The sequence below is a fragment of the Aeromonas sp. S18(2024) genome, assembly GCF_041402525.1.
Classification (GTDB): Bacteria; Pseudomonadota; Gammaproteobacteria; order Enterobacterales; family Aeromonadaceae; genus Aeromonas; species Aeromonas enteropelogenes.
Window position 1 is genome coordinate 128,965 of the sequence record NZ_JBGLQV010000009.1, and the last position, 24,976, is coordinate 153,940.

Here is a 24,976-nt window from a genome sequence, read left to right on the forward strand (position 1 = left end):
GAGCTGACACCATGACATTGCGACTGACGGCGCGTCACATCACCTTGCTGCGGGCGCTGGTGCATCTGGGAGCGCTCGGCTTTTTGCTCTGGCTGGGGTTTGCCATTCCGGCCGGACGGTTGGGGGGCGATCCCGTCCCCGAGCTGATTCATTATCTCGGCAAGGGGGCGCTCAACCTGCTGCTGCTCACCCTGCTGGTGTCGCCGCTCGCCAAGCGCTGGCGTCAGGGGCTGCTTATCAAACTGCGCCGCCCCCTCGGTCTCTGGTCTTTGGCCTGGGCCCTGCTTCATTTCATGGCCTGGCTGGGGCTGGATCTGCAGTTCGACTGGGGGCTCATCGCAGGGGAACTGGTCAAGCGCAGCTACATAGTAGTGGGCCTGGTGGCGCTGCTGCTGCTGATTGCGCTTGGCATCACCTCGCTGCCGGCCTTGCAGCGCGCCATGGGGCCGGCCTGGCAGAAGCTGCACAACTGGGTCTATGCCATCGCCCTGCTGGTGCCGGTGCATTACTGGTGGTCGGTGAAGAGCGGCTGGTTGGAGCCCCTCATCTATCTGGCGCTGGCCTGTGCCTTGCTGCTGCCGCGGCGGGACAGGTTGCTGCGCCCCTGGCGCGGACGCTGGAAAGCAAAAGAGGCCTAGTCGGCCTCTTTTTGTTTGATCTCGCCGGTGTAGGCATCGACGATAAGATGGACTTTCTCGTCCTGGCGATTGAGGGTGCGGACCTCGAACTTGTCGCCTTCCAGCTCAACTTCCCGAATGTCGTGATACCCTTGAGCCAGCAAGAGTTTGACCAGTCCGGCCATGTCGAGACGGTTGTCGAGCGCCCAGCCTGTGGCGCTGAAAAGGCAGAGGATTAGCAGGAAACTGCGCGGGATCATATTCATTCCGGATTCATGGCTGGCAGACTATAAACCCCATTATGTTAGGTTTTTGGAGATGAATCATCCATGAATAGAGCGCTCCCTCTGCTCGGGCTCTTGTTGCCGGTACTGGCGCAGGCGATCACGCCTGATGAGGCCCAGTTGCAACAAGCTGTCCGCGAGGGACGGGTTCGGCCCTTCCAGGAGATGATGGAGGTGGCAGCCAGATTGCCGGTACGGGTGCTGCGGGTGGATCTGGGGGAAGAGGATGGTGTCTGGCTCTATGAACTGCGAGTGATCGACCAGGAGAACAGCGTGCTCAAGGTGGCCTATCGGGCCGACAACCTGGAGATGGTGTGGGCCAAGGGCCACCACCTGGAGCGGCTGTTCGTGCCCAGAGCGGATCCGGTTGACGAAGAGTAATCCCTGTTTGGAAAGCTGCTGATGCGAATTCTGATAGTTGAAGACGAAAAGACCCTGGCGGGCCAGTTGGCGGAACAGCTGAGGCTGTCCGGTTTTGTCACCGATCTCTGCCACGATGGCAACGAGGCGGGTTTTCTCGGCGAGACCGAACCCTATGACGCCATCATTCTCGATCTGGGTCTGCCGGGGCGCGATGGCCTGAGCGTGCTCAAGGAGTGGCGCAGCAAGGGGATCGACACCCCCGTGCTGGTGCTCACTGCTCGCGGCCAGTTGCACCAGAAGATCGAAGGGCTCAATGCCGGCGCGGATGACTACCTCACCAAGCCGTTCCAGGTGGCCGAGCTGGTGGCCCGGGTCCATGCCCTGGTGCGCCGTGCGGCGGGCAATGCCAGCTCGATCCTGGAGATCGGCGGGGTTCGCCTCGATATGGCGGCCTCCCAGGTGTGGTATGAGGGCACCCCCATCAAGCTCACTGCCCACGAGTTCCGGGTGCTGGGCTATCTGATGCAGCACAGGGGCAAGGTGGTGTCGCGCAGCGAGCTCATCGATCACATCTATGCCCAGGATTTTGACCGTGACTCCAACACCGTCGAGGTGTTCATCGGCCGGATCCGCAAGAAGACCCATCCCGATTTGATTGAAACGGTGCGCGGCCTCGGATACCGGATCAACGAATGAGGCTGGTCAGAACCCTGCGGGGACGGCTGGTCGCCATCGCCCTGGTGTGGTGCGGCCTGTTCCTGTTTGCCACCGGCTTCAGCCTGCAGACCATGATGCGCAACTACTGGCAGGAGGCGGAAGCCGACGGCCTGCGTCTGCAGCTCTATGACCTGCTCTCCCGACTGGAGGTGGCGAAGAATGGCCTGCCGGTGGTGAGTGAGCCCCTGTCGGATCCCCGCTTTCGCCAGCCCTATTCCGGCCACTACTGGCAGCTGGAGCTGGAACATCACGTCATCGGTCGTTCCCGCTCCCTGTGGGACACCAATCTCAATACCCAGGGGCTGAAATCCGCCTTTGGCGACCCGGATCTGTTTCTCGGGCGGGGCCCCAACAAGGAACCCCTCCTGATCATGACTCGCACCGTGCTGCTGCCGGGGTCGGACAAGGTGTTCACCCTGGTGATGGCGAAAGACAGCAGCGCCCTGACCCAGACCCTGAAGAAGACCCGGATCAGCCTCTTCTTCGGCCTCGGGTTTGCGGCCGCCGGTCTGGTGCTCGGCTTCATGTTCCAAATTGTCTACGGCCTGCGCCCGCTGCATCTGCTGCGCCGCGAATTGAGCCGGGTGCATCAGGGGCATCAGGAGGGGTTCCGGCTGCGCTATCCGCTGGAGATCCAGCCGCTGGTGGAGGACATCAACCGGCTGCTGCACCACTACAGCGAGTTGCTGCAGCGGGCCCGCTCCCACACCGGCAACCTGGCTCACGCCCTCAAGACGCCGCTGAGCATCATGCGCAATCAGGTAGCCCAGCTGCCGCCCGAGGATCAGGCTGCCATCGGTGAGCAGCTCGACCAGATCCAGCGCCACATCGACTATCACCTCGGCAAGGCGCGGGTGACCGGGGCGGCCAAGATCCTGGGGGTCTCGACGCCGGTGCGGGCCAGGGTGGAGTACATTTGCCGTGCCTTCTCCCGCCTCTATCCGGGCAAGACGGTGGATTTGCAGGTACCCGCCAATCTGGCGGTCGGGGTGGAGGAGCAGGATTTTGACGAGATGGTGGGCAACCTGCTGGAAAATGCCTTCAAGTGGTCCGCCAGCCAGCTGCGCATCTCCAGCGCCGAACTGGGGGGCTGGATCACCCTGCGCATCGAGGATGATGGCCCCGGCATGAGCGAGGATCAGATCGCCAAGGCGGTGCTGCGCGGAGTGCGGCTCGACGAGAAGGTGCCGGGCTCTGGGCTTGGCCTCAACATCGTCTCCGATCTGGCGGAAGCCTATCGGGGCAGCTTCATTATGGGCCGCGCCGAGCTGGGCGGTCTGGCGGCCTCGCTCTCCCTGCCCAAGGTGGCAAGAGTAGAGAGCTAGGCATAAGATATGGCACTTGTTTCAGCCTGAGGAAGAGAACCATGACTGACGATCCGTGGGCACTATGTCATCTTGACGATTCATTCGATGCCTCTGTTCTGGGCACCAAGGGTGCCCAGATCCAGTGGTTTGAAGACAGGGACGGCCTGATCCAGTTCCTGCTGGAGGATTTTGTCGATCTGCTGGCCGATGTCGGCGAGCTGGACGAGGAGCAGACCGAACAGGCGCGCGAACGCTTCACCCTGCTGGTGGAACAGAGCTTCGACGATCGCACCCTGATGGACGCGATCAACGATCTCGCCTCCGGCCTGCGCCGCATCGCCTGGTTGGGGCCGCTCTCCGAGCTGGCGGAGATCAGCGACGAATTTGCCTCCGGCCTGCGCCGTTACTTCTGGAGCCAGTACGATGGCGACGAGGATGACCCGGATGCCTGGGTGCCGGAAGAGCTCTGGCCCCAGCTGGTGGAGTGCGCTCAGGAATATATGGAGGAAGGGGACTTCTGATCCTGTCCCCGGCTTCTGTTGCAGCAGAGATAAAAACGGCGCCTGGATGGCGCCGTTTTTGTTGCACTTTGTCAGGTTCTGGCGTTGTCAGGCACCGGCCGGTACCGCGTGGGCGGTGTTGGGCAGCGCAGGGCCTGTGTACTTCTCGATCTGCAACTGGGCCATGTGACCGCAGTTGCCCTGGGCCAGGCTGGAGGATCCTTCATCGAAAGTGAGGCAGTTGACGTTGCCGTTCTTGCAGATGCTGCCCACGTCACCCGGCTTGGCCGGATCGAACCAGGCCCCTTCGCAGATCCGCACCACTCCCTGGCGAATATCCTCGGAGATAAGCGTCCCCACCAGGATCTGGCCGCGATCGTTGAAGGCGCGTACCAGATCTCCCTGGGCGATGCCGCGAGCCTTGGCATCTGCCGGGTTGATCATGATGGCTTCGCGATCGGCGATGGCGAACTTGTCCCGCAGCGGAGTGTTGTCGAGCTGGGAGTGCAGCCGCTGGGTCGGGTGCGAGGTGTTGAGGGACAGGGGATAAGCGGTCGCCACCTCGCTCTTGATCCACTCTTTCGGCTCATACCACTTGGGATGACCCGCGCAGTCGGCGTAATCCATGCCTGCCACCGTATTGGAGAAGATCTCGATCTTGCCTGACGGGGTACCGAGCGGATTGAGCAGCGGGTTCTCGCGAAAATCGGCGTGGCGTACCCACTCGCGGCTCGCCTCGGGCACCGGGAAGCGCACATAGTTGTTGGATTCCCAGAACATGTTGAACGGCGGCAGCGCCACCCGGGCACCGCGCGCCTGGGCCGCCATGCCGTCGTACATCTGCTTGAGCCACAGCATCTCGTCCTTGCCTTCGGTGTACTGATCCTGCACACCCAGCTTGGCCGCGATGGCGCTGAAGATGTCGAAGTCGTTGCGGGCTTCAAACTGGGGCGGCACGCACTGGTGCATCGGGAAGACGTAGCGCTGGGAATAGTCGCCGCCCATCTCCAGATCGTTGCGCTCATAGCTGGTGGTCACCGGCAGGACGATGTCGGCCTGCTTGGCGGTGGCGGTCCAGTAGGGCTCGTGGACGATCACGGTCTGCGGCTTGCGCCAGGCCTGGATCAGGTTGTTGGTGTCCTGATGATGATGGAAGGGGTTGCCGCCCGCCACATAGACCAGCTTGATGTCCGGATAGGTGACCTTGCGACCGTTGAAGTCGATGGTCTTGCCCGGATTGGCGAGGCAGTCGGCGATTCGAGCCACCGGGATCGGCGCCGGGCTGTTCTTCGGTGCGTTGCCGGCTGAGATCCCCGCTAGGATGCCGCCCTTGGCGGTGGGGCTGCCACCTGAGGAGTAGTGGTAGCTGAAGCCAAAGCCACCGCCCGGCAGGCCGATCTGGCCGAGCATGGCGGCCAGGGTGACCAGCATCCAGTTGGGTTGTTCGCCGTGCTGTTGACGCTGCATGCCCCAGCCCGCCATGATCATGGTGCGCTTGCCGGCCATGTCGAGGGCCAGCTGGCGAATGACCTTGGCGTCGACGCCACACACGGAGCTCGCCCATTCGGCGCTCTTCGGCTGGCCGTCGTCCTTGCCGAGCAGGTAGGCGAGGAACTTGTCGAAACCGACGGTGTAGCGGTCGAGGAAGGCCTGATCGTGTTTCTTCTCGCTATACAGGGTGTGGGCGACCCCCAGCATCATGGCGACGTCTGTGTAGGCGTTCGGGGCGATCCACTCGGCATTCAGCTGCTTGGCGGTCTCGTTGTAGATGGGGTCGATGCTGATGACGCGGGTGCCCTTCTCCCTGAGCGCCTTGAAGCCGGCCTGACCCTCGTGATCCGGCATGTTCCAGCTGTTCTTCAGGGTGACCTGGGCGTTGACCCCCCACAGCACCACCAGCTCGGCGTTTTCCACCACGTTGGGCCAGGCAGTCTGCTGCTCGTACACCTCGATGGAGCCCATCACGTGGGACATGATCACCTGGGCGGCACCGGTGGAGTAGTCACCGGCATAACCGGTAAAGCCGCCGGCCAGGTTCATCAGACGGTGCAGCAGGGTACGGCTGTTGTGGAACATGCCGACGCTCTTCCAGCCGTAGGAACCGGCGTGGATGGCCTGCGGGCCAAAGTCGCTCTGCACCCGTTTGATTTCGCCGGCGACCAGCTCGATGGCCTTCTCCCAGCTCACCCGCACCCATTCGTCGGCACCGCGCAGCTCGGTCTTGGCCCCCGGGCCGTGCTCCAGCCAGCTCTTGCGTACCATGGGGTACTTGATGCGGTTCTTGGCGTGGACCTGGAACGGCGCCATGTCGATGAGATCGTTCGGGGCCGGATCATCGGCCACCGGCTGGACGCGTACCATGCGCCCCTCTTCGACGATGGCTTCGAAGGCACCCCAGTGGGCGCCGGTGAGGATGCCCTTCTGGGCCGGCACCAGGGTCGGGAACTGGCTCAGCGCCGTGCTGATGGCCTGGGCCAGGGCGCTTTTCGGAAACAGGCCGCCGAGCAGGGGCAAGGCGGCACAGGCACCCAGACCCTTGAGCAGATTGCGGCGGGACAGATTGGTTTTCTTGTCGTTGTAAAAAGTCATAACGGTTTTCCTCTGTGCCAGCCTTAGTGGGCCGCGCTCATGTCACTGGCGTGTTTCTGGACATACTGGGTCAGCATGCGCGACTGTTCGGGGGTCAGGGAGGTGCGAGATTCCATCCCCTTGATGACGCCGATCCACTGGTTGGCATTGAAGTGATCCAGTGCGGTGAGGCCGTGGCAGCCAGTACAGTTATTGGACATCAGAGTGGAGGCGTATTGCCACAGCTTGCCCTGATCGCCGATGAGCTGGCTCTGGTCAACCCAGGCGGTCAGGCTGACCTGATGCCAGGTGAGGTTGGTGGCGCTGTCGGTTTCGCTCTTGCCGGTGACCAACTCCTTCTTGGCAGCGTCGCCGACCAGGGCGCTCAGGATCCGTTTACCGGGGGCGGCGTAGAACACTTCGCTCACGCCATCCTGCTGCCAGCCGTCGATGCGCACCTGGGCACGGCCGTTCTCGTTGGCCAGCACTTCCACCTGGGTGGAGGGCATCAGGGTGCCTTCGTCAGTCTTGGCGTTGGCATCGAGGAACAGCGGGGTGGTGGCGATGGCGTAGCGGGTGGTGACGCTGGCCGGGGTCTGGGCGGCAGCCTGGGCCAGTTCGCTGGCGCCGGCGGCGGCCAGGCCGCTCATGTCGGGCATGATGTGGGCGACGCCGCGGTGGCAGTCGATGCAGGTCTGGCCATCCTTGATGGCGACCGGGTGCTCGGCGCGGGCGTTGGGGCGCTGGGCCAGGATGTCCATCGCCTCATAACTGTGGCAGCTGCGGCAGGTGGCCGAGTCGTTGGCCTTGAGCTCGTCCCATACCGACTGCGCCATGCGCAGCTTGTGGGCCTCGTATTTTTCCGGGGTGTCCAGGGTGCCGATCGCCTCGTGGTAGATATCCTTCACGGCGCGGATCTTGGTCCACAGATAGGAGGTGGGATCCCCCGGGATGTGGCAGTCGGCGCACTCGGCGCGGATCCCCTTGGTGTTCTGGAAGTGAACGCTGCCCTGGTACTCGGCAAGCGGGGTCTGCATCGAGTGGCAGGAGACGCAGAATTCGGTGGAGCTGGTCTTGTGCAGCACAGTCACTGTCACCCCCAGTGCCGCGACGCCCAGCAGGGCTCCGAGCAGCAGGAGCCAGAACCAGGTTTTTCGGGTCAGTTTTCCAATCATGACGACATTGTCCTACAGTTATTTTGTACCAATATAGTAGTACCTCCATGGTAGTGGTATCGGTGGTTGTAAGACGTTGACCTTTGTCATGCTTTATATTTTTTGAATGGCGTCACACTTCGTGATTAATTTATTTTTTTGAATTATTGCTGAATTAAATTCACCGCCCTGATCGCAGCCTGTTTTCTGACTCTTTCCTTTGCAGCTGTTAGCCTCCTCGCAAAACCCTCCCGGATTCATTGATATAGTCATGAGTGAGCCCCCATGGAGCGTCGCTGATGAGCCCCTTCTCCCTGTTGTGTGTTGCCGCCGATGTGCAGATGCTGGCCGAGTTCGAGCAGGAGCTGGCCCCGTTGCTGAGTCACTTCAATCTGGTGGTGGTGGCCGGACAGCAGTCCGCCGAACAGGCGCTGGACGAGCTGGAAGGCAAGGGGCAACTGCCCGCCGTGGTGGTGTGCGACAGCGATCTGGGGGATGGCCGGGGGGCCGACTTCCTCATCCACCTTGGCGATCGCCACGATGCGTGCCGCAAGATCCTGCTGGGCAGCCAGCCGGAGATGAAATCCATCATAGAGGCGGTCAACCTGGGCCGGCTCGACTACTACCTGCAGCTCCCCTGGCGCGATGGCAGTCTGCGCCGGGCGGTGATCGAACAGGCCAGTCACTTCGTGCTGCAGCACCCCGAGGTGGATCTGCTGAGCTATGCCGCCGTGCTCGACAACCAGAAGCTGCTGCGAGCTCACGTCGATCGCAAGATGGCCGAGTACCGCCAGGGCTTCATGGATTACACCCATTGCAGCGATGAAGAGCTCTCCCGGGTGGTGATCGAGGGGCTCTACCAGTTCTTCGAAGGAGATGACGAGGCCAAGGTCTGTCTCCATTACAGTCCGGGCCATGTGCTGACCCGGGAAGGGGAGCCGAACCGCTTTCTCTGGTTCATCGCCAAGGGGGAGGTGGTGCTGCGCAAGCGCGATGAGCAGGGGATCGAGCAGGAGGTGGTGCACTATCGTACCGGCTCCCTGGTGGGGGGCATGTCCTTCGTCACCGGCGAACCGGCCTTCACCACGGCTGTGACCCTGACCGGGGCCGAGGTGATCAAGCTCGACAAGCTGCAATTCTCCCGTGTCATGCAGGCCCGCAGCGAGCTGCTTCCCTCCTTTACCAGCCTGTTGCTGCGCCACTTCAACCGCCGCCTGCAGAACAGCATCCGCACCGAGATCCGGTTGCAGCAGACCCTCAACTCCCTCGATGCGGCCTATGCCCAGCTGGTGGAGAGCGAGAAGATGGCGGTGCTGGGGCAGCTGGTGGCCGGCGTAGCCCATGAGCTCAACAATCCGGTGGCGGCCATCATCCGCGGCAGCGAAACCCTGCGGGCCGCCATCCCCGATCTGGTCAACCTCGAGCTGCCCGCCGCCATCAAGGCGCTGGGCAACCAGACCCTCTGCCAGGCCCTGACGGCCCAACCGGTCTCGACCAGCGAGATCCGCGACAAGACCCGCCAGGCGGAGGGACGTTTCGGCGATCGCCAGCAGGCGCGGTTGGCGGTGCAGATGCATCTGGATGACGAGCTGAGCTGGCAACGCTGGTTTGCCGGCCGCACTGGCGCACAGCGGGAGGCCCTGCTGGCGCAGCTGGAGTTGTTCCAACAGACCGGCAGCTTTCTGCGCAATATAGAGGTGTGTGCTCGCCGCATTGGCGATCTGGTCAAGAGTCTCAAACAGTATGCCCGCCAGGACGGGGATGAGCCCTCGCTGGTGGACTTGCACGAGGGGCTGGAAGATACCCTGATGATCTTCGAAAACCGCCTCAAACAGCACGAGCTGTGCAAGGAGTACCAGCCGCTGCCGCCGGTGCGCTGCCATCCCATCGCCCTGCAGCAGGTGTGGACCAACCTCATCGGCAACAGCCTGGATGCCATGAGCGGCCCGGGCCGGCTCACCATCCGCACCGCCCTGCTGGATCCCGAGTGGGTCATGGTGGAGGTGGAGGACACGGGCTGCGGCATTCCTCCCGAACTGCGGGAGCGGATCTTCGATCTCAACTTCACCACCAAGCGAGAGGGCCATTTTGGCCTCGGCATCGGTCTGAGCGTGGCGTTGCAGATAGTGCAGCAGCACCACGGCCGGATCGAGGTGGCCTCCGAACCTGGCCGCTACACCCGGATGCGGGTCTGTCTGCCGCTGGATGGCAGGGGGCATGCCAGCCATGGGGGAGAAAATCATTACAAGGAACACGCGGCCTGACGCGGCCGCCGACATCAACCGGCGGAGCCGTCGCGAGATGCCGCCAAGGAGGAAAAACAATGAAAAACTACCTGATCCTGTGTGTGGATGACGAGCGGGAAGTGCTGGAAGCGGTGATCCACGATCTCGCCCCCTTCCGTACCCACTTCGAGCTGGAAGCCGCCGAGAGTGTCGACGAGGCGCGCGCCGTGGTGGATGAGTGGGAGAGCGAGGGAGGCAAACTGGCCCTGATCCTCTGCGACCACATCATGCCGGGGACTCTCGGCATCGACTTTCTCATCGAGCTGAACCAGCGCGCCAGTACCCGGGCCAGCCGCAAGCTGCTGCTGACCGGTCAGGCGGGGCTGGAGGCGACCGTCGAGGCGGTCAATCGCGGCGGCCTGCACTACTATCTGGCCAAGCCGTGGAAGCTGGAGACGCTGCAAGAGGCGGTGCGGGAGCAACTCACCGATTATCTGCTGGCGGAGGATGGCGACAACGCCTTCCATTACGCCTCCCTGCTTAACCAGGCCAGGCTGTTTGCCGCCATTCACGACCATCCGTTCGACGAATAGCGGCGGTTGGGCTTTGCCGCACTGGGTTGTATACTGTCTGCATATACAGTATTGCAGGTAGCCACAGATGCGACTCTTTATCGCCGAGAAGCCCACCCTCGGCCGCGCCATAGCCGATGCACTGCCCAAGCCCCACAAGAAGGGGGAGGGTTTCATCGAAACTGCCCAGGGGGATGTGGTCACCTGGTGCATCGGCCATCTGCTGGAGCAGGCCGAGCCCGATGCCTATGACGCCGCCTTCAAGCAGTGGCGGATGGAACACCTCCCCATAGTGCCGGATCAGTGGCAACTGGTGGCCAAGCCCAAGACCAGGACCCAGCTCACCGTCATCAAACGCCTCATCAAGCAGGCCGACTGTGTGGTCAACGCCGGTGACCCGGACCGGGAGGGGCAGCTGCTGGTGGACGAGGTGATCGATTTTCTCGGCTACCCCAAAACCAAGCCGGTGCAGCGCTGCCTCATCAGCGATCTCAATCCGCCGGCGGTGCGCCGCGCCCTCGACAAGCTCAGGGACAACAAGGAGTTCGTGCCGCTGGCGGTGTCGGCGCTGGCCCGTAGTCGGGCCGACTGGCTCTATGGCATCAACATGACCCGCGCCTACACCCTGCTGGGACGCAAGGCGGGCTGCAGCGAGCTGCTCTCGGTGGGGCGGGTACAGACCCCGCTGCTGGGGCTGGTGGTGCGCCGGGATCTCGAGATAGAGGCCTTTGTCCCCAAGCCCTTCTACGAGGTGCTGGCTCATCTGGTGACCGATGGCAACGAACGCTTCACCGCCAAGTGGTTGCCCTCCGAGGCTTGCCTGCCTTGGCAGGATGAGGAGGGGCGGGTGCTCAACCGGGCGCTGGCCGACAAGGTGGTGAGCAGGATCAACGGCCAGCCGGCGCAGGTGGAGTCGGTGGAAGAGCAGGCTCGCAAGCAGGCGGCGCCGCTGCCCTACAACCTCTCCAGCCTGCAGATCGATGCGGCCAAGCGCTTCGGCATGGATGCCAAGCGGGTGCTGGACGTGTGCCAGAGCCTCTATGAGCGCCACAAGCTCATCACCTATCCCAGATCAGACAGCCGCCATCTGCCAAGCGATCACTTCAGCCGGGCCCCCCAGGTACGTGAGGCTATCGCCGCCACGGCCCCCGCTCTGGCCAAGGCGGTGAGCGAGGCGGACGGCAAGATCCGCAGCAAGGCGTGGAACGACAGCAAGGTAGATGCCCACCACGCCATCATCCCCACCGAAAAGCGCGGCAACGAGGGGAGCCTGGGGGCTGACGAGGCCAAACTCTATGGCCTCATCGCCCGCCAGTACCTGCTGCAGTTCTATCCGCCGTTCGAGTACAACGACAGCAAGGTGCTGCTGCGTATTGCCGGCGGTCTGTTCCATGCCAAGGCGCGTCGCATCCTCAAGGCCGGCTGGAAGGCGTTGCTCGGGGTGGAAGAAGATGACGATGAAGAGAAAGCCGGCACTCTGCCCGCTCTGAAGGAGGGAGAGCAACTGTTATGCGAGCGGGGTGAGCTGCTGGAGAAGATGACCCAGCCGCCCAAGTCGTTTACCGATGCCACCCTGCTGGCTGCCATGACGGGGATTGCCCGTTATGTGCAGGATCCCGAGATTCGCAAGACCCTGCGGGAGACCGATGGCCTTGGCACCGAGGCGACCCGGGCCGGCATCATAGATCTGCTGTTCAAGCGTCGCTTCCTGGTGCGTCAGGGCAAGGTCATCAAGGCGACTCCCACGGGACGGGCGCTGATCCAGGCCTTGCCGACCAGCGCCACTACCCCGGACATGACGGCGTTATGGGAGCAGAGTCTCGGTCGGATTGCCGAGCGCCACGGCAGCTACCAGCAGTTCATGGGACCGCTGACCGAACAGTTGCACGGGCTGGTGGAGGGAGCCAGGCAGGATTCCGGGGCCGGTTTCAGCGCCCTGCCCAGGGAGGCGCCCGGCGCAGCCAAGCGGCGTTTCACCCGGCGCAAGGGGACGGCCAGCACGACCGGCGGATCCCGACCACGCAAAACGACCAGCAAGCGCCAAACCAGGGCGGCATGACGAAAAAAGGCGCCCGTCCTGGGCGCCAAAGGCATTGTTGTCAGGCTGCCCGGGCGGGCAAGTTGGCGCGGATCCTGTGCTGGTAGTGCAGAACCACACCGAGGAACACCAGATCCTTGAAGATGAAGAACTCGGTGACCGGCACGCCGTCGACCACCTTCCAGACCCCTGTCAGGGTCAGCAGGAAGCTCAGGGTAACCAGGAAGGTGACGATAGCCCCCATGCTGCTCCAGTAACCGATGCGGGGTTGCCACAGACCCACGATCAGCCCGATGGCGATCACTATCTCGGCCAGCCCGATCAGGTTCGATACGCCCTGTTCCGACAAGGGACCATAGAGCCAGCTCATCAAGGGGTGGCTGGCTACCAGTGGCTTGATGGCGGCCGCCTCGGTCGGGGTGAACTTGAACACGCCGATCCAGAGCAGGGTCAACACCACGCCCGCCAGGGCGATCAGAAAGCCTTTGTCATGTTGCTGCATGGGGGAGCCTCGCTTAAGGGGTCAGGGTGACGGGCGGGAAGTCGATATCGGTCGCCGCCAGATGGTTGCCATAGTTGGTCAGGGTATTGACCACCACCTGTCCGAGCACCTCCAGCAGCAGCTCGTCATCCACACCGGCAGCGCGGGCGCTCGCCAACTGCTCGTCACTGATGACACCACGCTGGCTGACCAGCGCCGTAGCCAGCTGCAGCAGGGCGTGATCGAGGGGATCCGCCGCCTGGCCAAGACGGGCTGCGCGGATCTCCTGGGCCGAGAATCCGGCCTTGCCCGCCAGCAGGGTGTGGGCAGACAAGCAGTATTGGCAGGCATTGGCCTGGCCGATGGCCAGTGCCAGCAGCTCTCGTTGGGGGGCGGTGAGGCGTCCCTTGCCGAGGGCATCGGCAAAAGCCAGGAAGCCGTTGAGCAGGGCTGGCGAGTGGGCCAGGGTGGCGTAGAGGTTGGGCACCATGCCCAGAGTGCGTTGCAGGGTGGCCAGGGTCGGGGCGGCAGCCGGTTGCGGCTGGGATACGGGTTGGATACGGCTCATGATGTACTCCTGTGAGTTGGTGAAGGTACGGGAGACAGTGTGCCGTCGTTCGTGATACGGTTTATCACCCATTGTCTTTAAATAGATACTATTCGTCTCAAATATGGATCCGCTCTCCACTCTGTTGGCCCATGCCACCCCCGAAGCCAGACTCTTCTTCGCCGGCAACCTGTGCCAGCACTCCCCCAGCGACGACTACCCGGGCGGCGGACATCTCCATCTGCTGCGCAGCGGTGCCCTGACGCTGCGCGAAGAGGGGGGCGCCAGCCTGCTGCTCGAGGAGCCGACTCTGATCCTGTTTCCCCGGGGGCGCCGGCACAGGCTTGAGCCCAGAAAGCTGGGGGGCTGCGATCTGGTGTGTGCCAACGTGGCGTTCGGGCAGGGGGGCGCATCGCCGCTGCAGCAGGCGTTGCCGGACTCGCTGGTGTTGCCGCTGCGAGCGCTGCCTGCCCTGACGCCGGTGCTGGATCAGCTGTTTGACGAGGCATTTCACCCCCGCTATGGGCAGGAGCCGGTGCTCTCCCGCCTGCTGGAGGTGCTGTTGATCCTGCTGCTCCGCCATCTGGTCGAACAGGGGGCGTGCCAGCAGGGGATGCTGGCGGGTCTGTCCGATCCCCAGCTGGCGAGAGCTATTTCGGCGATGCATCAGCGCGGAGATGAACCCTGGACCGTGGCCACGCTGGCGCGGGAGGCCGGCATGTCGCGAGCCCGTTTTGCCGCACGGTTTCAGGAGCGGGTCGGTCAGGCGCCGCTCGGTTATCTGACCCGCTGGCGCATGGCGCGTGCTTGCCAGCAGTTGCTGGCGGGGGAGTCCATGGTGCAGGTAGCGCTGGGGGCGGGGTACAGCGGCAGTGTCGCCTTCGGCCGGGCGTTCGAGCGGGAGCTGGGGGTGAGTCCGGGGCGCTGGCTCAAGGCACAGCGGGAGCGGGCAGAATAGAAACGGGGCAGCCAGTGGCTGCCCCGTTCTCATGATCGATCAACCCGTGTAGACACCCTCTTCCGGGTAGCGGATGCGAGTCTCGGCCGGGCGAGCCAGCATGAAGGCCAGGGTGAGGGGGCCAAGACGGCCACAGATCATCACCAGTACCAGGATGAGTTTGCCCGGCTCGCTCAGGGAGCTGGTGATACCAGTGGAGAGGCCGACGGTGGCAAAGGCCGAGATGGTCTCGAACATGATTTTGTCGAACGGCAGATCCTCGGTGATCATCAAGAGGAACATGGCCAGCATCAACCCCATGACGCTGACCATGATGATGGCCAGCGAGCGGGTCACTATCTGGGGCGACAGGGTGCGGCCAAAGGCAGTGACGTGGGGACGCTTGGTCAAGAAGGCCTTGGTGGCGAGCAGGACCACCGCAAAGGTGGTGACCTTGATACCGCCCCCCGTGGAGGTGGCGCCGGCCCCGATGAACATCAGCATCATCATGAACAGCAGGGAGGCGGGCACCATCTGGCCGATGTCGATGGAGTTGAAACCCGCCGTCCGGGCGCTGGCCGACTGGAAGAAAGCCGCCAGCAACTGGCTGCCCAGGCTGGCTTCACCCAGAGTGCCCGGGTTGTTGTGCTCAAGCAGCCAGAACATCAGGGTACCGATCAGCAGCAGGGCAGGCGTCATCACCAGCATCAGCTTGCTGTGGAGCTTGAGCCTGCGCCAGCGGCGGTTGCGTACCAGATCGACGATGACGGTAAAGCCTATCCCCCCCAGGATCAGCAGGCCGGCGATGGTGAGGCTGATGAGAGGGTCATCTCTATAGTCCATGAGATTGTTGGCAAACAGCGAGAAGCCAGCGTTGTTGAAGGCCGATACCGCATGGAAGAAGCTGACGTAGAGGCCGTGGACCCAGCCCATCTCGGGCACCCAGCGAATGGCCATGATGGCGGTGCCGATCAGCTGGGCGATGAAGGCGAACAGCACGATGCGCTTGACCAGCTGGACTATGTTGACCGATCCCTCCTGGCCCAGCGCCTCCTTGGCCAGCACCTGCTGGCGCAGGCCGACCCGCTTGCTGAACATGGCGATCAGCAACAGGGTCATGGTCATCTGGCCCAGACCGCCAATTTCCATCAGGATGAGCAGGAAGATCTGCCCCTGCAGGGTGAAGGCGGTACCTGTATCCACGACCCCGAGGCCAGTTACGCTGATGGCCGAGGTAGCGGTAAACAGGGCGTTGATGAAGGTGACCTCGCCCTTGTGGCTGGAGGGCTGCACCAGAAAGATGGTGCCGACCAGCAGGATGATCAGAAAGCTGCCGAGGATCAGCCGGGCTTCGCTCCAGCGGGACTCATCCTTCTGATACAGGGCGAAGGTGTAATTGCTGCGCCAGTTGATCATAGGGTTTCGAGCCAGTGATCGATGGCGTGTTTGTTGCCAGCCAGGATCAGGATATCTCCCAGCTGCAGCTCCATCTTGCCGGTCAGCACGTTGTGCAGGGTTTCGCCGCGCTTGATGGCGAGCAGCTGGAAGTCACTCTGTTGCAACAGGTGGAAGTCGCTGAGGGCCTTGCCGTTCAACTGCAGACCGATGACGAACTCGGTCAGCACCATGTCATGGCCCAGTTCCAGATAGTCGAACAGGCGGTTGTCGAGCATGCTCTGGGCGACCCGGCGTCCCATGTCCCATTCAGGGTTGATCACCTTGTCGGCCCCCACCTTCTGCAGGATCTTGGCGTGAAACTTGTCGCGCGCCTTGACCCACACCTTCTTCACGCCGGCTTCTTTCAGCACTAGGGTGGTGAGGATGCTGGTCTCCAGATTGTCACCGATGGCGACGAAGACGATGTCGAAGTTGGCAAGCCCCAGCTCGGCCACAGTGGCCTCGTCGGTGGCATCGGCGACGATGACATGGTTGCACAGGGTGGCGATCTGGCGGGTTCTGCTCTCGTCGATGTCGATAGCCAGTACCTCGGCATCCTGTCGCTGCAGCTCTTCGCACAGAGCGCTACCAAACAGGCCCAGGCCGATGACGGCAAACTGGTTGTTCATGAGTGGTTCCTCAACAGTTGGATCTGTCTACTCTAAACCACTGTTATTCGGCCGGAAAGAGCCCAGGTTTTTCGTCATCGACCAACTTGAGGTAGACTGCGCCTTCGCACCAAGCCGGGACAGACCGATGAAACTGAATGCCAACGCCTCCCTGTTGAGTCTCAACACCCTTGCCCTCGATGCTCATTGCCTCTGGCTGGCCGAGGTGGAGCAGGTCGCCGATCTGGGCAACCTGCGCGCCGATCCCCAGCTCGGGTCTTTGCCGCGTCTGACCCTGGGCGGCGGCAGTAATGTGCTGTTTACCACCGATTTCCTCGGGCTGGTGATCCTCAACCGTCTGAAAGGGATCGAGATGCAGGATGGCGGCGATCACTGGTTGCTCCATGTGGCCGCGGGCGAGGATTGGCATCAGCTGGTGTGCCATGCCCTGCAGCAGGGGTGGCATGGACTGGAAAACCTGGCGCTGATCCCGGGTACGGTCGGCGCCGCACCGGTGCAGAATATCGGTGCCTATGGCGTCGAGCTGGCCACCTTCTGCGACTATGTGGATGCGTTCAACTGGCAGAGCGGTGAGATGGAGCGGATCGCGGCGGACCAGTGCCGTTTCGGCTATCGCGACAGCATCTTCAAGCATGAGTATCAGGATACTCACCTAATCACCGCCGTCGGCCTGCATCTGCCCAAGGCGTGGCAACCCGTTGCGGGCTACGGCCCGTTGGCAGCCCTTGGTGAATACCCAACGGCCCGGGCTATTTTCGATACAGTCTGCGCAACCCGGATGGCCAAGCTGCCGGATCCGGCTGTGCTCGGCAATGCGGGTAGCTTTTTCAAAAATCCCGTGGTGCCGGCCGAGCTGGCGCAGCGGCTCAAGCAGCAGTATCCACAGATGCCCTGCTATCCGGCCGGCGACGGTGAGGCCAAGCTGGCTGCGGGATGGCTTATCGATCAGTGCGGCCTCAAGGGCTTTGCCATTGGTCGCGCCGCCGTCCATCAGGAGCAGGCGTTGGTACTGGTCAACCTGGGGGACGCCAGCGCCATGGAGCTGATCGCCCTGGCGGCCCATGTGCGTGACAGCGTGGAGCAGAAGTTTGGCGTGGTGCTGGAGCACGAGGTGCGCTTCATGGGGGCGCAGGGGGAAACCTGGCTTGACGAGGTGCTGGCATGACATTGACTCCCATCAGACAGACTCTGATTTCCCTGCTCAGCGACGGCCAGTTCCACTCCGGTGAGCAGCTGGGTGAGCAACTCGGCATCAGCCGTGCGGCGGTGAGCAAGCATATGGCGGCCCTCAAGGGTCTGGGGCTGGATCTGTTCAGTCTGACCGGCAAGGGCTATCGATTGGCCGTGCCGCTGGCCCTCTACGATCAGGCCCAGTTGCAAGCCTTGGCCCCGATGGCGCCAATCCACTGCTTCCCGGTCATCGATTCCACCAACCAGTTCCTGCTGGAGCGGGTCAACCAGGCCCGCGCCGGCGAGTGTTGCCTGGCCGAGTGCCAGACCGCCGGCCGTGGTCGTCGTGGCAAGCCGTGGATTTCGCCGTTTGGTTGCCAGCTGATCTTGAGCATGTACTGGCGGCTGGAGCAGGGGATGGCTGCTGCCATGGGATTGAGCCTGGCAGTGGGCGTTACCGTGGTGGAGGCGCTGGAGTCCCTGGGTTATCAGGGAGTTGAGCTCAAGTGGCCAAACGATCTCTACTATCAGGGGCGCAAGCTGGCGGGCATTCTGGTAGAGATGAGCGGCAGTGCCGGTGCCAGTTGCCATCTGGTGATCGGGGTAGGGCTCAATCTGGCCATGCCTGCCCGGGAAGGGGAGAGAATTGATCAGGCCTGGGCCGAACTGCGCCACATCAACCCCGAGTTGGTTGATCGCAACCAGTTGGCTGCCCGGGTGATAGAACGTCTGCAAACTGCCATGCAGACCTTCGAACAGAGCGGATTGGGGAGCTTCGTCGACGCGTGGAACCGGCTCGATCATTTTGCCGGTCGCCCTGTCCGTCTGCTGATGGGCGATCAGGAGATCCGCGGCATCGCCAGGGGGATCGACGATCGCGGTGCCCTGCGTCTGGAGACGGAGGAGGGCATCAAGTTCTATCTGGGCGGTGAAATCTCCCTGCGCCGGGGAGACTGAGGGTACCGTGGCAGTTATAAACGAAGAGGGGGCCACTGGCCCCCTCTGCGTTTATCCGTTGTCTGTTCAAGCCGTCACTTGCGCAGTTTGATCTGTTCGATGGCGTGCTCCTGCCCCTTGGTCAGGATCAGGTTGGCTCGCTCCCGAGTTGGTAGGATGTTTTCTTGCAAATTCAGATAGTTGATATCTTGCCAGATGTTGCCGGCAATCCGGGTCGCTTCGCTTTCCGCCAGCTTGGCATAGTGGTGGAAGTAGGAGTCCGGATCCGAGAAGGCGCCGCTGCGAAACTTGAGGAAACGTTCGATATACCAGGTGCGCAGCAGCTCGGCATCAGCATCCACATAGATGGAAAAGTCGACGAAATCAGACACGAACACGCGGTGCGGATCCTGCGGGTAGTCCATGCCGCTTTGCAGCACATTGAGCCCTTCCAGGATCAGGATGTCCGGCTGCTCCACCACCTTCTTCTCGTCGGGAATGATGTCGTAGATAAGGTGGGAATAGACGGGGGCCTCCACCTTTTCGTGGCCCGCGCGGATGTTGGCGACAAACTCCACCAGATGACGGATATCGTAGGACTCGGGGAATCCCTTGCGGCGCATCAGGCCGCGCTCCTCCAGCACCTTGTTGGGATAGAGAAAGCCGTCGGTGGTAACCAGCTCTACCCGCGGGTGCTCCGGCCAGCGCTCCAGCAGCGCTTGCAGAATACGCGCCGTGGTGCTCTTGCCACCGGCCACGCTGCCCGCGATGCTGATGATGTAGGTGCCCTTGCCGCGGGACTGGCCGAGAAACTGCTCCAGCACCCGGCTGCGACGCTGTTTGGCCTTGACGTAGAGATTGAGCAGACGGGAGAGCGGCAGATAGATCTCTTCGACTTCCCGCAATGACACCTTCTCGTTGATCCCGCGCAGGGTCTGCAGATCGTGCTCGGTCAGGGTCAGGGGGACCGAATCGCGCAATAACGCCCATTGTTCGCGGGTGAATTGCAGATAGGGGTTATGCTCTGTCGTCATGGTGTCGTCACTGTTTCTTGGGCACGGCGACCATACACCAAGGGTGGGAGAGCGACAAGCGACCTGGCGGGATTGCCCGATTTGTCGCCATGTTTTTGCAAACTTGGCGGCAATAAAGCACTTTTTGCCGGGCTCAATGGTTGCATCCCCCAAATCCTTACAATAAAATGCGCGACGCTTAGATGTCTGTCGTCTATTTGCCGAGCAAAAGCGATAAAAACAACGGGTGCAAGCAGAATTACCGTTGTGACAATCTGGTATTTGGAGGGGTTCCCGAGCGGCCAAAGGGATCAGACTGTAAATCTGACGGCTCTGCCTTCGAAGGTTCGAATCCTTCTCCCTCCACCATATTTCTCTGCGGTTTGAGTTCTTTGGGTTAGAGAAATGCGGGCATCGTATAATGGCTATTACCTCAGCCTTCCAAGCTGATGATGCGGGTTCGATTCCCGCTGCCCGCTCCAAGATGCTGATATGGCTCAGGCGATACCAAGAGCTACACCCTCGGGTGAGGTCGGCAGTCGAATCTGCCTGTCAGCACCAACCTCTCTTCCCCACCAGATTCAAATCCATCATATAAACTGTTCTGTGGTTAGCTTGCCACCGCGTACTCAGCGTTAGTTTAGAGGGACGATCATGTCTAAAGAAAAATTTGAGCGTAGTAAACCGCACGTTAACGTGGGTACCATCGGCCACGTTGACCACGGTAAAACCACCCTGACTGCTGCTATCACCAACGTGCTGGCCAAGCACTTCGGTGGTAAAGCTTTCGCCTTCGACCAGATCGACAAGGCACCGGAAGAGCGTGAGCGTGGTATCACCATCAACACCTCCCACGTAGAATACGACACCGCTACCCGTCACTACGCTCACGTAGACTGCCCGGGTCACGCCGACTACGTTAAAAACATGATCACCGGTGCTGCCCAGATGGACGGCGCTATCCTGGTAGTAGCTGCGACTGACGGCCCGATGCCGCAGACCCGTGAGCACATCCTGCTGGGTCGTCAGGTAGGCGTTCCGTACATCATCGTGTTCATGAACAAGTGCGACATGGTCGATGACGAAGAGCTGCTGGAACTGGTCGAGATGGAAGTTCGCGAACTGCTGTCCGAGTACGACTTCCCGGGTGATGACCTGCCGGTAGTCCGTGGTTCCGCACTGAAAGCGCTGGAAGGCGAAGCTCAGTGGGAAGAGAAGATCATCGAGCTGGCCGGTCACCTGGATTCCTACATCCCGGAGCCGGAGCGCGCGATTGACCAGCCGTTCCTGATGCCTATCGAAGACGTATTCTCCATCGCTGGCCGTGGTACCGTAGTAACCGGTCGTGTAGAGCGCGGTATCGTTAAAGTAGGTGAAGAAGTGGAAATCGTGGGTATCAAAGATACCACCAAGACCACCTGTACCGGTGTTGAGATGTTCCGCAAGCTGCTGGACGAAGGTCGTGCAGGCGAGAACATCGGTGCACTGCTGCGTGGCGTGAAGCGTGAAGACGTAGAGCGTGGTCAGGTCCTGGCCAAGCCGGGCACCATCAAGCCGCACACCAAGTTCGAATCCGAAGTGTACGTACTGTCCAAAGAAGAAGGTGGTCGTCACACCCCGTTCTTCAAAGGCTACCGTCCGCAGTTCTACTTCCGTACTACCGACGTGACCGGTACCATCGAACTGCCGGAAGGCGTAGAGATGGTCATGCCGGGCGACAACATCAAGATGGTTGTTACCCTGATTGCGCCGATCGCGATGGACGACGGCCTGCGTTTCGCCATCCGTGAAGGTGGCCGTACCGTAGGTGCTGGTGTTGTAGCTAAAGTTATCGCTTAATCTTTGGCTTACATAAATAAAGCAAAGCCCCTATAATAGGGGCTTTCTTATGCAGGGGCGTAGTTCGAATTGGTAGAACAGCGGTCTCCAAAACCGATGGTTGCGGGTTCGAGTCCTGCCGCCCCTGCCATATACCTCGTCTCGTACGGGGCTTTTGTGTCTTTGGTTACGTCAGATACAGGTGGGTTGTATGAGTGTTAGTTCTGAGAGCCAGGGCGGAAGCAAGGATACCCTGCTTTGGGGCCTGGTTTTCATTATCCTGGCGGCCGCTGTAGTGGGTAATTATCTGCTGAGTGATGTCATGGTTGCCGTCCGCGCCCTGGGTGTGGTCGTTGTGATTGCTGCTGCTGGTGCAGTGGCCCTGCAAACCACCAAGGGAAAGGCAACACTGGCATTCGCCCGTGAGTCTCGCCTGGAAGTCCGCAAGGTCGTATGGCCGACCCGTCAGGAAGCCATTCAGACAACCCTGATTGTGCTGGCGGTGACTGCCGTGATGGGCCTGCTGCTGTTCGTTCTGGACGGTGCCTTGGTCTGGTTGGTCAACCTGATTACCGGTGTGTAAGGATAAGCCATGACTGAACAACGTGAACAACGTATGAGATGGTATGTCGTGCAGGCATTTTCCGGCTATGAAGGCCGTGTTGCCAAATCTCTGCGTGAACATATCAAGATGCATGGCATGGAAGACATGTTCGGTGAAGTACTGGTCCCGACCGAAGAAGTGGTCGAGATGCGTGCCGGCCAGAAGCGCAAGAGTGAGCGCAAATTTTTCCCGGGTTATGTCCTGGTCCAGATGATCATGGATGAAACCACATGGCACCTGGTACGCAACGTACCGCGCGTCATGGGTTTCATCGGCGGTACTTCCGACCGCCCGGCGCCGATCTCCGACAAAGAGGCCGATGCCATTCTGAATCGTCTGCAGGATGCCCACGACAAGCCGCGTCCGAAAACCCTGTTTGAACCGGGTGAGATGGTACGGGTTGCCGATGGTCCGTTTGCCGACTTCAACGGTACCGTTGAAGAAGTGGATTACGAGAAGAGCCGCGTGAAGGTCTCCGTACTGATCTTCGGTCGTTCTACTCCGGTTGAACTGGATTTTGGTCAGGTCGAAAAAGGCTGATCGAATTCTGTACGTTTAACGGTTGTCAGGGGCAGCGAATATCTCTATAATTCGCTGCCCCTTTATTAGTTGGGGAGCCGTTTGCAGGAGCATGTCTCCGAGGCGCTAGAACCCATATTTGAGGTAATTTCCTAATGGCTAAGAAAGTCACAGCTTATATCAAGCTGCAGGTTGCTGCTGGTGCAGCCAACCCGTCTCCTCCCGTTGGTCCTGCACTGGGTCAACACGGTGTTAACATCATGGAATTCTGTAAGGCGTTCAACGCCCGTACAGAGAAGCTGGAAAAAGGTTCACCGACTCCGGTCGTGATCACCGTTTACAGCGACCGTTCCTTCACCTTCGAAACCAAGACTCCGCCCGCTTCCTTCCTGCTGAAGAAAGCTGCTGGCATCAAGTCTGGTTCTGCCAAGCCGAACAAAGACAAGGTTGGTAAGGTGACCGTAGCTCAGCTGCAAGAAATCGCCAAGACCAAAGAGCCGGATATGACCGGTGCCGATCTGGATGCAAAAGTACGTTGCATCGCCGGCTCCGCTCGTTCCATGGGTCTGGTAGTGGAGGATTAAGACAATGGCTAAACTTTCCAAGCGTATGCGCGTTATTCGCGAAAAAGTTGACGGTACCAAAGAGTACTCCATCAACGAAGCCATTGCCCTGCTGAAAGAACTGGCTACCGCCAAGTTCGTTGAAAGCGTTGACGTTGCAGTCAACCTGGGTATCGACGCTCGTAAATCCGACCAGAACGTACGTGGTGCAACTGTACTGCCGCACGGTACCGGTCGTGACGTTCGCGTTGCCGTATTTACCCAAGGTGCCAACGCCGAAGCTGCCAAAGCTGCCGGTGCTGACCTGGTAGGTATGGATGACCTGGCCGAGCTGGTCAAAAAAGGCGAGATGAACTTCGACGTCGTTATCGCATCCCCGGATGCCATGCGCGTTGTTGGTCAGCTGGGTCAAATCCTGGGCCCGCGCGGTCTGATGCCGAACCCGAAAGTTGGTACTGTAACGCCGAACGTTGCCGAAGCCGTCAAGAACGCCAAGGCTGGTCAGGTTCGTTACCGTAACGACAAGAATGGTATCATCCATACCACTCTGGGTAAGGTTTCTTTCAACGAAGTTCAGCTGAAAGAAAACTTGGAAGCTCTGCTGGTTGCCCTGAAAAAAGGCAAGCCCTCTTCCGCCAAAGGTCAATTCATCAAGAAAGTCAGCATCTCCACCACCATGGGTGCCGGTGTTGCCGTAGACCAAGCCTCTCTGGAAGCTCAGGCCTAATTGATGGGTTTTACAAGGCGCAAAATTTAATCTATAATTTTGCGCCTTGATTGGTTGGGGGTTTCGACCTCCGTCCAAGACCGCAGGAGGCTGCAAAGCCTTAATGTTTCCTGCGTAGACGGTGCCGGAAACCCAGCGAGAAAGATTCTTTCTCTTCTGGAATCCTGCTACCGCATCGTTCCCCTCTGTTGTTAAAGGTAGGGGGGATGTGTCAGTACTGGGTCTACAGACCCGGATTCAATCCAGGAGTTAAGCCAATGGCATTGGGACTCGAAGACAAAAAGGCAATTGTTGCTGAAGTCAACGAAGCTGCCAAAGGCGCCCTGTCCGCAGTTGTAGCCGATTCTCGCGGTGTGACTGTAGACAAGATGACCGTCCTGCGTAAGACCGCTCGTGAAGCTGGTGTGTACATGCGCGTTGTGCGTAACACCCTGCTGCGTCGCGCGGTTGAAGGTACCGAATACGAGTGCCTGAACGACGCATTTACCGGTCCTACCTTGATTGCTTTCTCCAACGAACACCCGGGCGCTGCTGCTCGTCTGTTCAAAGAGTTTGCCAAAGCGAACCAAAAGTTCGAAATCAAGGCTGGCGCTTTTAACGGTGAGTTTATCGCCGCAGCACAAATTGATCGTCTGGCCACGCTGCCGACCTACGAAGAAGCAATTGCGAAGTTGATGGCTACCATGAAGGAAGCCTCTGCTGGCAAGCTGGTTCGTACTATCGCTGCTGTTCGCGACCAGAAACAAGCTGCTGCTTGATTCTCGCCTATCTAGGCTGTTTGAGTTTATTCAACATCAGGAATTTTTGTCATGTCTATCACTAAAGACCAAATCATCGAAGCCGTTGCTTCCATGTCCGTAATGGAAGTTGTTGAGCTGATCGAAGCTATGGAAGAGAAGTTCGGTGTTTCTGCCGCTGCTGCCGTAATGGCTGGCCCGGCTGCTGCTGAAGCAGTAGAAGAGAAGACCGAGTTCGACGTAGTTCTGACTGCTGCCGGTGCTAACAAAGTTGCCGTTATCAAAGCCGTTCGTGGCGCCACCGGTCTGGGCCTGAAAGAAGCCAAGGACCTGGTAGAAGCTGCTCCGGCTAACCTGAAAGAAGGCATCTCCAAAGACGAAGCTGAAGCTCTGAAGAAAGAGCTGGAAGCTGCCGGTGCTTCTGTTGAGATCAAATAATCTGCATTTATGTAGATTAGCCTGATAAAACAGGCTAGGGCTGGTGAATTTTTGTTCACCAGCCTTTTTGCGCTG

The 24,976-nt window shown here is 60.6% G+C and carries 26 protein-coding genes and 4 tRNA genes; 22 read left to right on the forward strand and 8 right to left on the reverse strand.

From position 1 onward, the window contains the following. The first annotated feature begins 11 nt into the window (after window positions 1–11). Window positions 12–638: a protein-methionine-sulfoxide reductase heme-binding subunit MsrQ gene (gene msrQ, locus ACB034_RS15590; RefSeq protein ID WP_371173203.1), complete on the forward strand. Its 627-nt coding sequence runs from the start codon at window positions 12–14 to the stop codon at window positions 636–638. Here msrQ and ACB034_RS15595 read toward each other — a convergent pair. Continuing rightward, on the reverse strand, window positions 635–883 hold the full coding sequence (locus ACB034_RS15595) for a PepSY domain-containing protein (protein WP_042025202.1): 249 nt from the start codon (window positions 881–883) through the stop codon (window positions 635–637). The genes msrQ and ACB034_RS15595 overlap by 4 nt on opposite strands. 63 nt (window positions 884–946) lie before the next feature. Between ACB034_RS15595 and ACB034_RS15600 the strand changes: the two genes are divergently transcribed. The 4 genes from ACB034_RS15600 to ACB034_RS15615 are packed head-to-tail and all read left to right on the forward strand — an operon-like array spanning window position 947 to window position 3,809. Next, window positions 947–1,282: a PepSY domain-containing protein gene (locus tag ACB034_RS15600; protein ID WP_371173204.1), complete on the forward strand. Its 336-nt coding sequence runs from the start codon at window positions 947–949 to the stop codon at window positions 1,280–1,282. A gap of 21 nt (window positions 1,283–1,303) precedes the next feature. Then, window positions 1,304–1,960 (forward strand): response regulator transcription factor, encoded by a 657-nt coding sequence (locus ACB034_RS15605; protein WP_371173205.1) that lies wholly within the window; start codon window positions 1,304–1,306, stop codon window positions 1,958–1,960. Beyond that, a complete protein-coding gene (locus ACB034_RS15610) occupies window positions 1,957–3,306 on the forward strand; it encodes a sensor histidine kinase (protein WP_371173206.1) in 1,350 nt (449 codons plus the stop codon). The genes ACB034_RS15605 and ACB034_RS15610 overlap by 4 nt, the downstream gene beginning before the upstream one ends. A 41-nt stretch (window positions 3,307–3,347) precedes the next feature. Further along, a complete protein-coding gene (locus ACB034_RS15615; protein WP_026457286.1) occupies window positions 3,348–3,809 on the forward strand; it encodes a hypothetical protein in 462 nt (153 codons plus the stop codon). An 87-nt stretch (window positions 3,810–3,896) separates the two neighbouring features. Here the strand turns inward: ACB034_RS15615 and torA are convergent, their stop codons facing one another. Together torA and ACB034_RS15625 are read right to left on the reverse strand one after the other, a co-directional pair. After that, the gene (gene torA, locus ACB034_RS15620; RefSeq protein ID WP_371173207.1) at window positions 3,897–6,377 is read right to left on the reverse strand and encodes a trimethylamine-N-oxide reductase TorA; all 2,481 of its coding nucleotides are present in this window, start codon (window positions 6,375–6,377) and stop codon (window positions 3,897–3,899) included. Window positions 6,378–6,400: 23 nt separating this feature from the next. After that, window positions 6,401–7,531 (reverse strand): NapC/NirT family cytochrome c, encoded by a 1,131-nt coding sequence (locus ACB034_RS15625; protein ID WP_026457288.1) that lies wholly within the window; start codon window positions 7,529–7,531, stop codon window positions 6,401–6,403. A gap of 278 nt (window positions 7,532–7,809) precedes the next feature. Here ACB034_RS15625 and ACB034_RS15630 point away from each other — a divergent pair, with 278 nt between their 5' ends. The 3 genes from ACB034_RS15630 (at window position 7,810) to ACB034_RS15640 (ending at window position 12,366) form a co-directional block, all read left to right on the forward strand. Continuing rightward, on the forward strand, window positions 7,810–9,774 hold the full coding sequence (locus tag ACB034_RS15630; protein ID WP_371173208.1) for an ATP-binding protein: 1,965 nt from the start codon (window positions 7,810–7,812) through the stop codon (window positions 9,772–9,774). A 59-nt stretch (window positions 9,775–9,833) separates the two neighbouring features. Next, on the forward strand, window positions 9,834–10,328 hold the full coding sequence (locus ACB034_RS15635; protein ID WP_201942202.1) for a response regulator: 495 nt from the start codon (window positions 9,834–9,836) through the stop codon (window positions 10,326–10,328). 67 nt (window positions 10,329–10,395) lie between these two features. Further along, window positions 10,396–12,366 (forward strand): DNA topoisomerase III, encoded by a 1,971-nt coding sequence (locus ACB034_RS15640; protein ID WP_371173209.1) that lies wholly within the window; start codon window positions 10,396–10,398, stop codon window positions 12,364–12,366. A 40-nt stretch (window positions 12,367–12,406) separates the two neighbouring features. On the opposite strand, the gene ACB034_RS15645 is transcribed toward ACB034_RS15640, so the two are convergent. Continuing rightward, complete coding sequence (locus ACB034_RS15645) at window positions 12,407–12,847, reverse strand: DUF417 family protein (RefSeq protein ID WP_371173210.1); 441 nt, start codon at window positions 12,845–12,847, stop codon at window positions 12,407–12,409. 13 nt (window positions 12,848–12,860) lie between these two features. Further along, the gene (locus ACB034_RS15650; protein WP_042025191.1) at window positions 12,861–13,394 is read right to left on the reverse strand and encodes a carboxymuconolactone decarboxylase family protein; all 534 of its coding nucleotides are present in this window, start codon (window positions 13,392–13,394) and stop codon (window positions 12,861–12,863) included. 103 nt (window positions 13,395–13,497) lie between these two features. On the opposite strand from ACB034_RS15650, the gene ACB034_RS15655 reads away from it, so the two are divergent. Further along, entirely contained in the window at window positions 13,498–14,331 is an 834-nt protein-coding gene (locus ACB034_RS15655) for a cupin domain-containing protein (protein ID WP_371173211.1), read from the forward strand. A 39-nt stretch (window positions 14,332–14,370) separates the two neighbouring features. Here ACB034_RS15655 and ACB034_RS15660 read toward each other — a convergent pair whose 3' ends face one another. Then, window positions 14,371–15,726 carry a TrkH family potassium uptake protein gene (locus tag ACB034_RS15660; RefSeq protein ID WP_371173212.1) on the reverse strand — a complete coding sequence of 452 codons (1,356 nt, stop codon included), beginning with the start codon at window positions 15,724–15,726 and terminating at the stop codon, window positions 14,371–14,373. Continuing rightward, entirely contained in the window at window positions 15,723–16,376 is a 654-nt protein-coding gene (locus ACB034_RS15665) for a TrkA family potassium uptake protein (protein ID WP_026457411.1), read from the reverse strand. The genes ACB034_RS15660 and ACB034_RS15665 overlap by 4 nt, the downstream gene beginning before the upstream one ends. 127 nt (window positions 16,377–16,503) lie before the next feature. Here ACB034_RS15665 and murB point away from each other — a divergent pair, with 127 nt between their 5' ends. Together murB and birA are read left to right on the forward strand one after the other, a co-directional pair. Further along, entirely contained in the window at window positions 16,504–17,541 is a 1,038-nt protein-coding gene (gene murB, locus ACB034_RS15670) for a UDP-N-acetylmuramate dehydrogenase (protein WP_371173213.1), read from the forward strand. Then, window positions 17,538–18,503, forward strand: coding sequence for a bifunctional biotin--[acetyl-CoA-carboxylase] ligase/biotin operon repressor BirA (gene birA / locus ACB034_RS15675; protein ID WP_371173214.1), 966 nt, complete (start codon window positions 17,538–17,540; stop codon window positions 18,501–18,503). The genes murB and birA overlap by 4 nt, the downstream gene beginning before the upstream one ends. Window positions 18,504–18,577: 74 nt before the next feature. On the opposite strand, the gene coaA is transcribed toward birA, so the two are convergent. Further along, the gene (gene coaA / locus ACB034_RS15680) at window positions 18,578–19,516 is read right to left on the reverse strand and encodes a type I pantothenate kinase (protein ID WP_026457408.1); all 939 of its coding nucleotides are present in this window, start codon (window positions 19,514–19,516) and stop codon (window positions 18,578–18,580) included. A 263-nt stretch (window positions 19,517–19,779) separates the two neighbouring features. On the opposite strand from coaA, the gene ACB034_RS15685 reads away from it, so the two are divergent. The 11 genes from ACB034_RS15685 (at window position 19,780) to rplL (ending at window position 24,901) form a co-directional block, all read left to right on the forward strand. After that, window positions 19,780–19,864: transfer RNA gene (locus ACB034_RS15685), tRNA-Tyr, on the forward strand. Window positions 19,865–19,902: 38 nt separating this feature from the next. Continuing rightward, window positions 19,903–19,977, forward strand: a tRNA-Gly gene (locus ACB034_RS15690). A gap of 4 nt (window positions 19,978–19,981) precedes the next feature. Beyond that, window positions 19,982–20,056, forward strand: a tRNA-OTHER gene (locus ACB034_RS15695). 93 nt (window positions 20,057–20,149) lie between these two features. Continuing rightward, complete coding sequence (gene tuf, locus ACB034_RS15700) at window positions 20,150–21,334, forward strand: elongation factor Tu (protein ID WP_061476754.1); 1,185 nt, start codon at window positions 20,150–20,152, stop codon at window positions 21,332–21,334. A gap of 53 nt (window positions 21,335–21,387) precedes the next feature. Further along, window positions 21,388–21,464: transfer RNA gene (locus ACB034_RS15705), tRNA-Trp, on the forward strand. A gap of 60 nt (window positions 21,465–21,524) precedes the next feature. Further along, entirely contained in the window at window positions 21,525–21,896 is a 372-nt protein-coding gene (gene secE, locus ACB034_RS15710) for a preprotein translocase subunit SecE (RefSeq protein WP_026456245.1), read from the forward strand. Between the two features lie 9 nt (window positions 21,897–21,905). Beyond that, complete coding sequence (gene nusG, locus ACB034_RS15715; RefSeq protein WP_005306318.1) at window positions 21,906–22,457, forward strand: transcription termination/antitermination protein NusG; 552 nt, start codon at window positions 21,906–21,908, stop codon at window positions 22,455–22,457. Window positions 22,458–22,591: 134 nt separating this feature from the next. Next, window positions 22,592–23,020 (forward strand): 50S ribosomal protein L11, encoded by a 429-nt coding sequence (gene rplK / locus ACB034_RS15720; RefSeq protein WP_026456244.1) that lies wholly within the window; start codon window positions 22,592–22,594, stop codon window positions 23,018–23,020. A 4-nt stretch (window positions 23,021–23,024) separates the two neighbouring features. Beyond that, window positions 23,025–23,726: a 50S ribosomal protein L1 gene (gene rplA, locus ACB034_RS15725; protein WP_026456243.1), complete on the forward strand. Its 702-nt coding sequence runs from the start codon at window positions 23,025–23,027 to the stop codon at window positions 23,724–23,726. A 257-nt stretch (window positions 23,727–23,983) separates the two neighbouring features. Then, on the forward strand, window positions 23,984–24,484 hold the full coding sequence (rplJ, locus tag ACB034_RS15730; RefSeq protein WP_005339895.1) for a 50S ribosomal protein L10: 501 nt from the start codon (window positions 23,984–23,986) through the stop codon (window positions 24,482–24,484). A 51-nt stretch (window positions 24,485–24,535) separates the two neighbouring features. Then, entirely contained in the window at window positions 24,536–24,901 is a 366-nt protein-coding gene (gene rplL / locus ACB034_RS15735) for a 50S ribosomal protein L7/L12 (RefSeq protein WP_026456242.1), read from the forward strand. Window positions 24,902–24,976 lie beyond the last annotated feature (75 nt).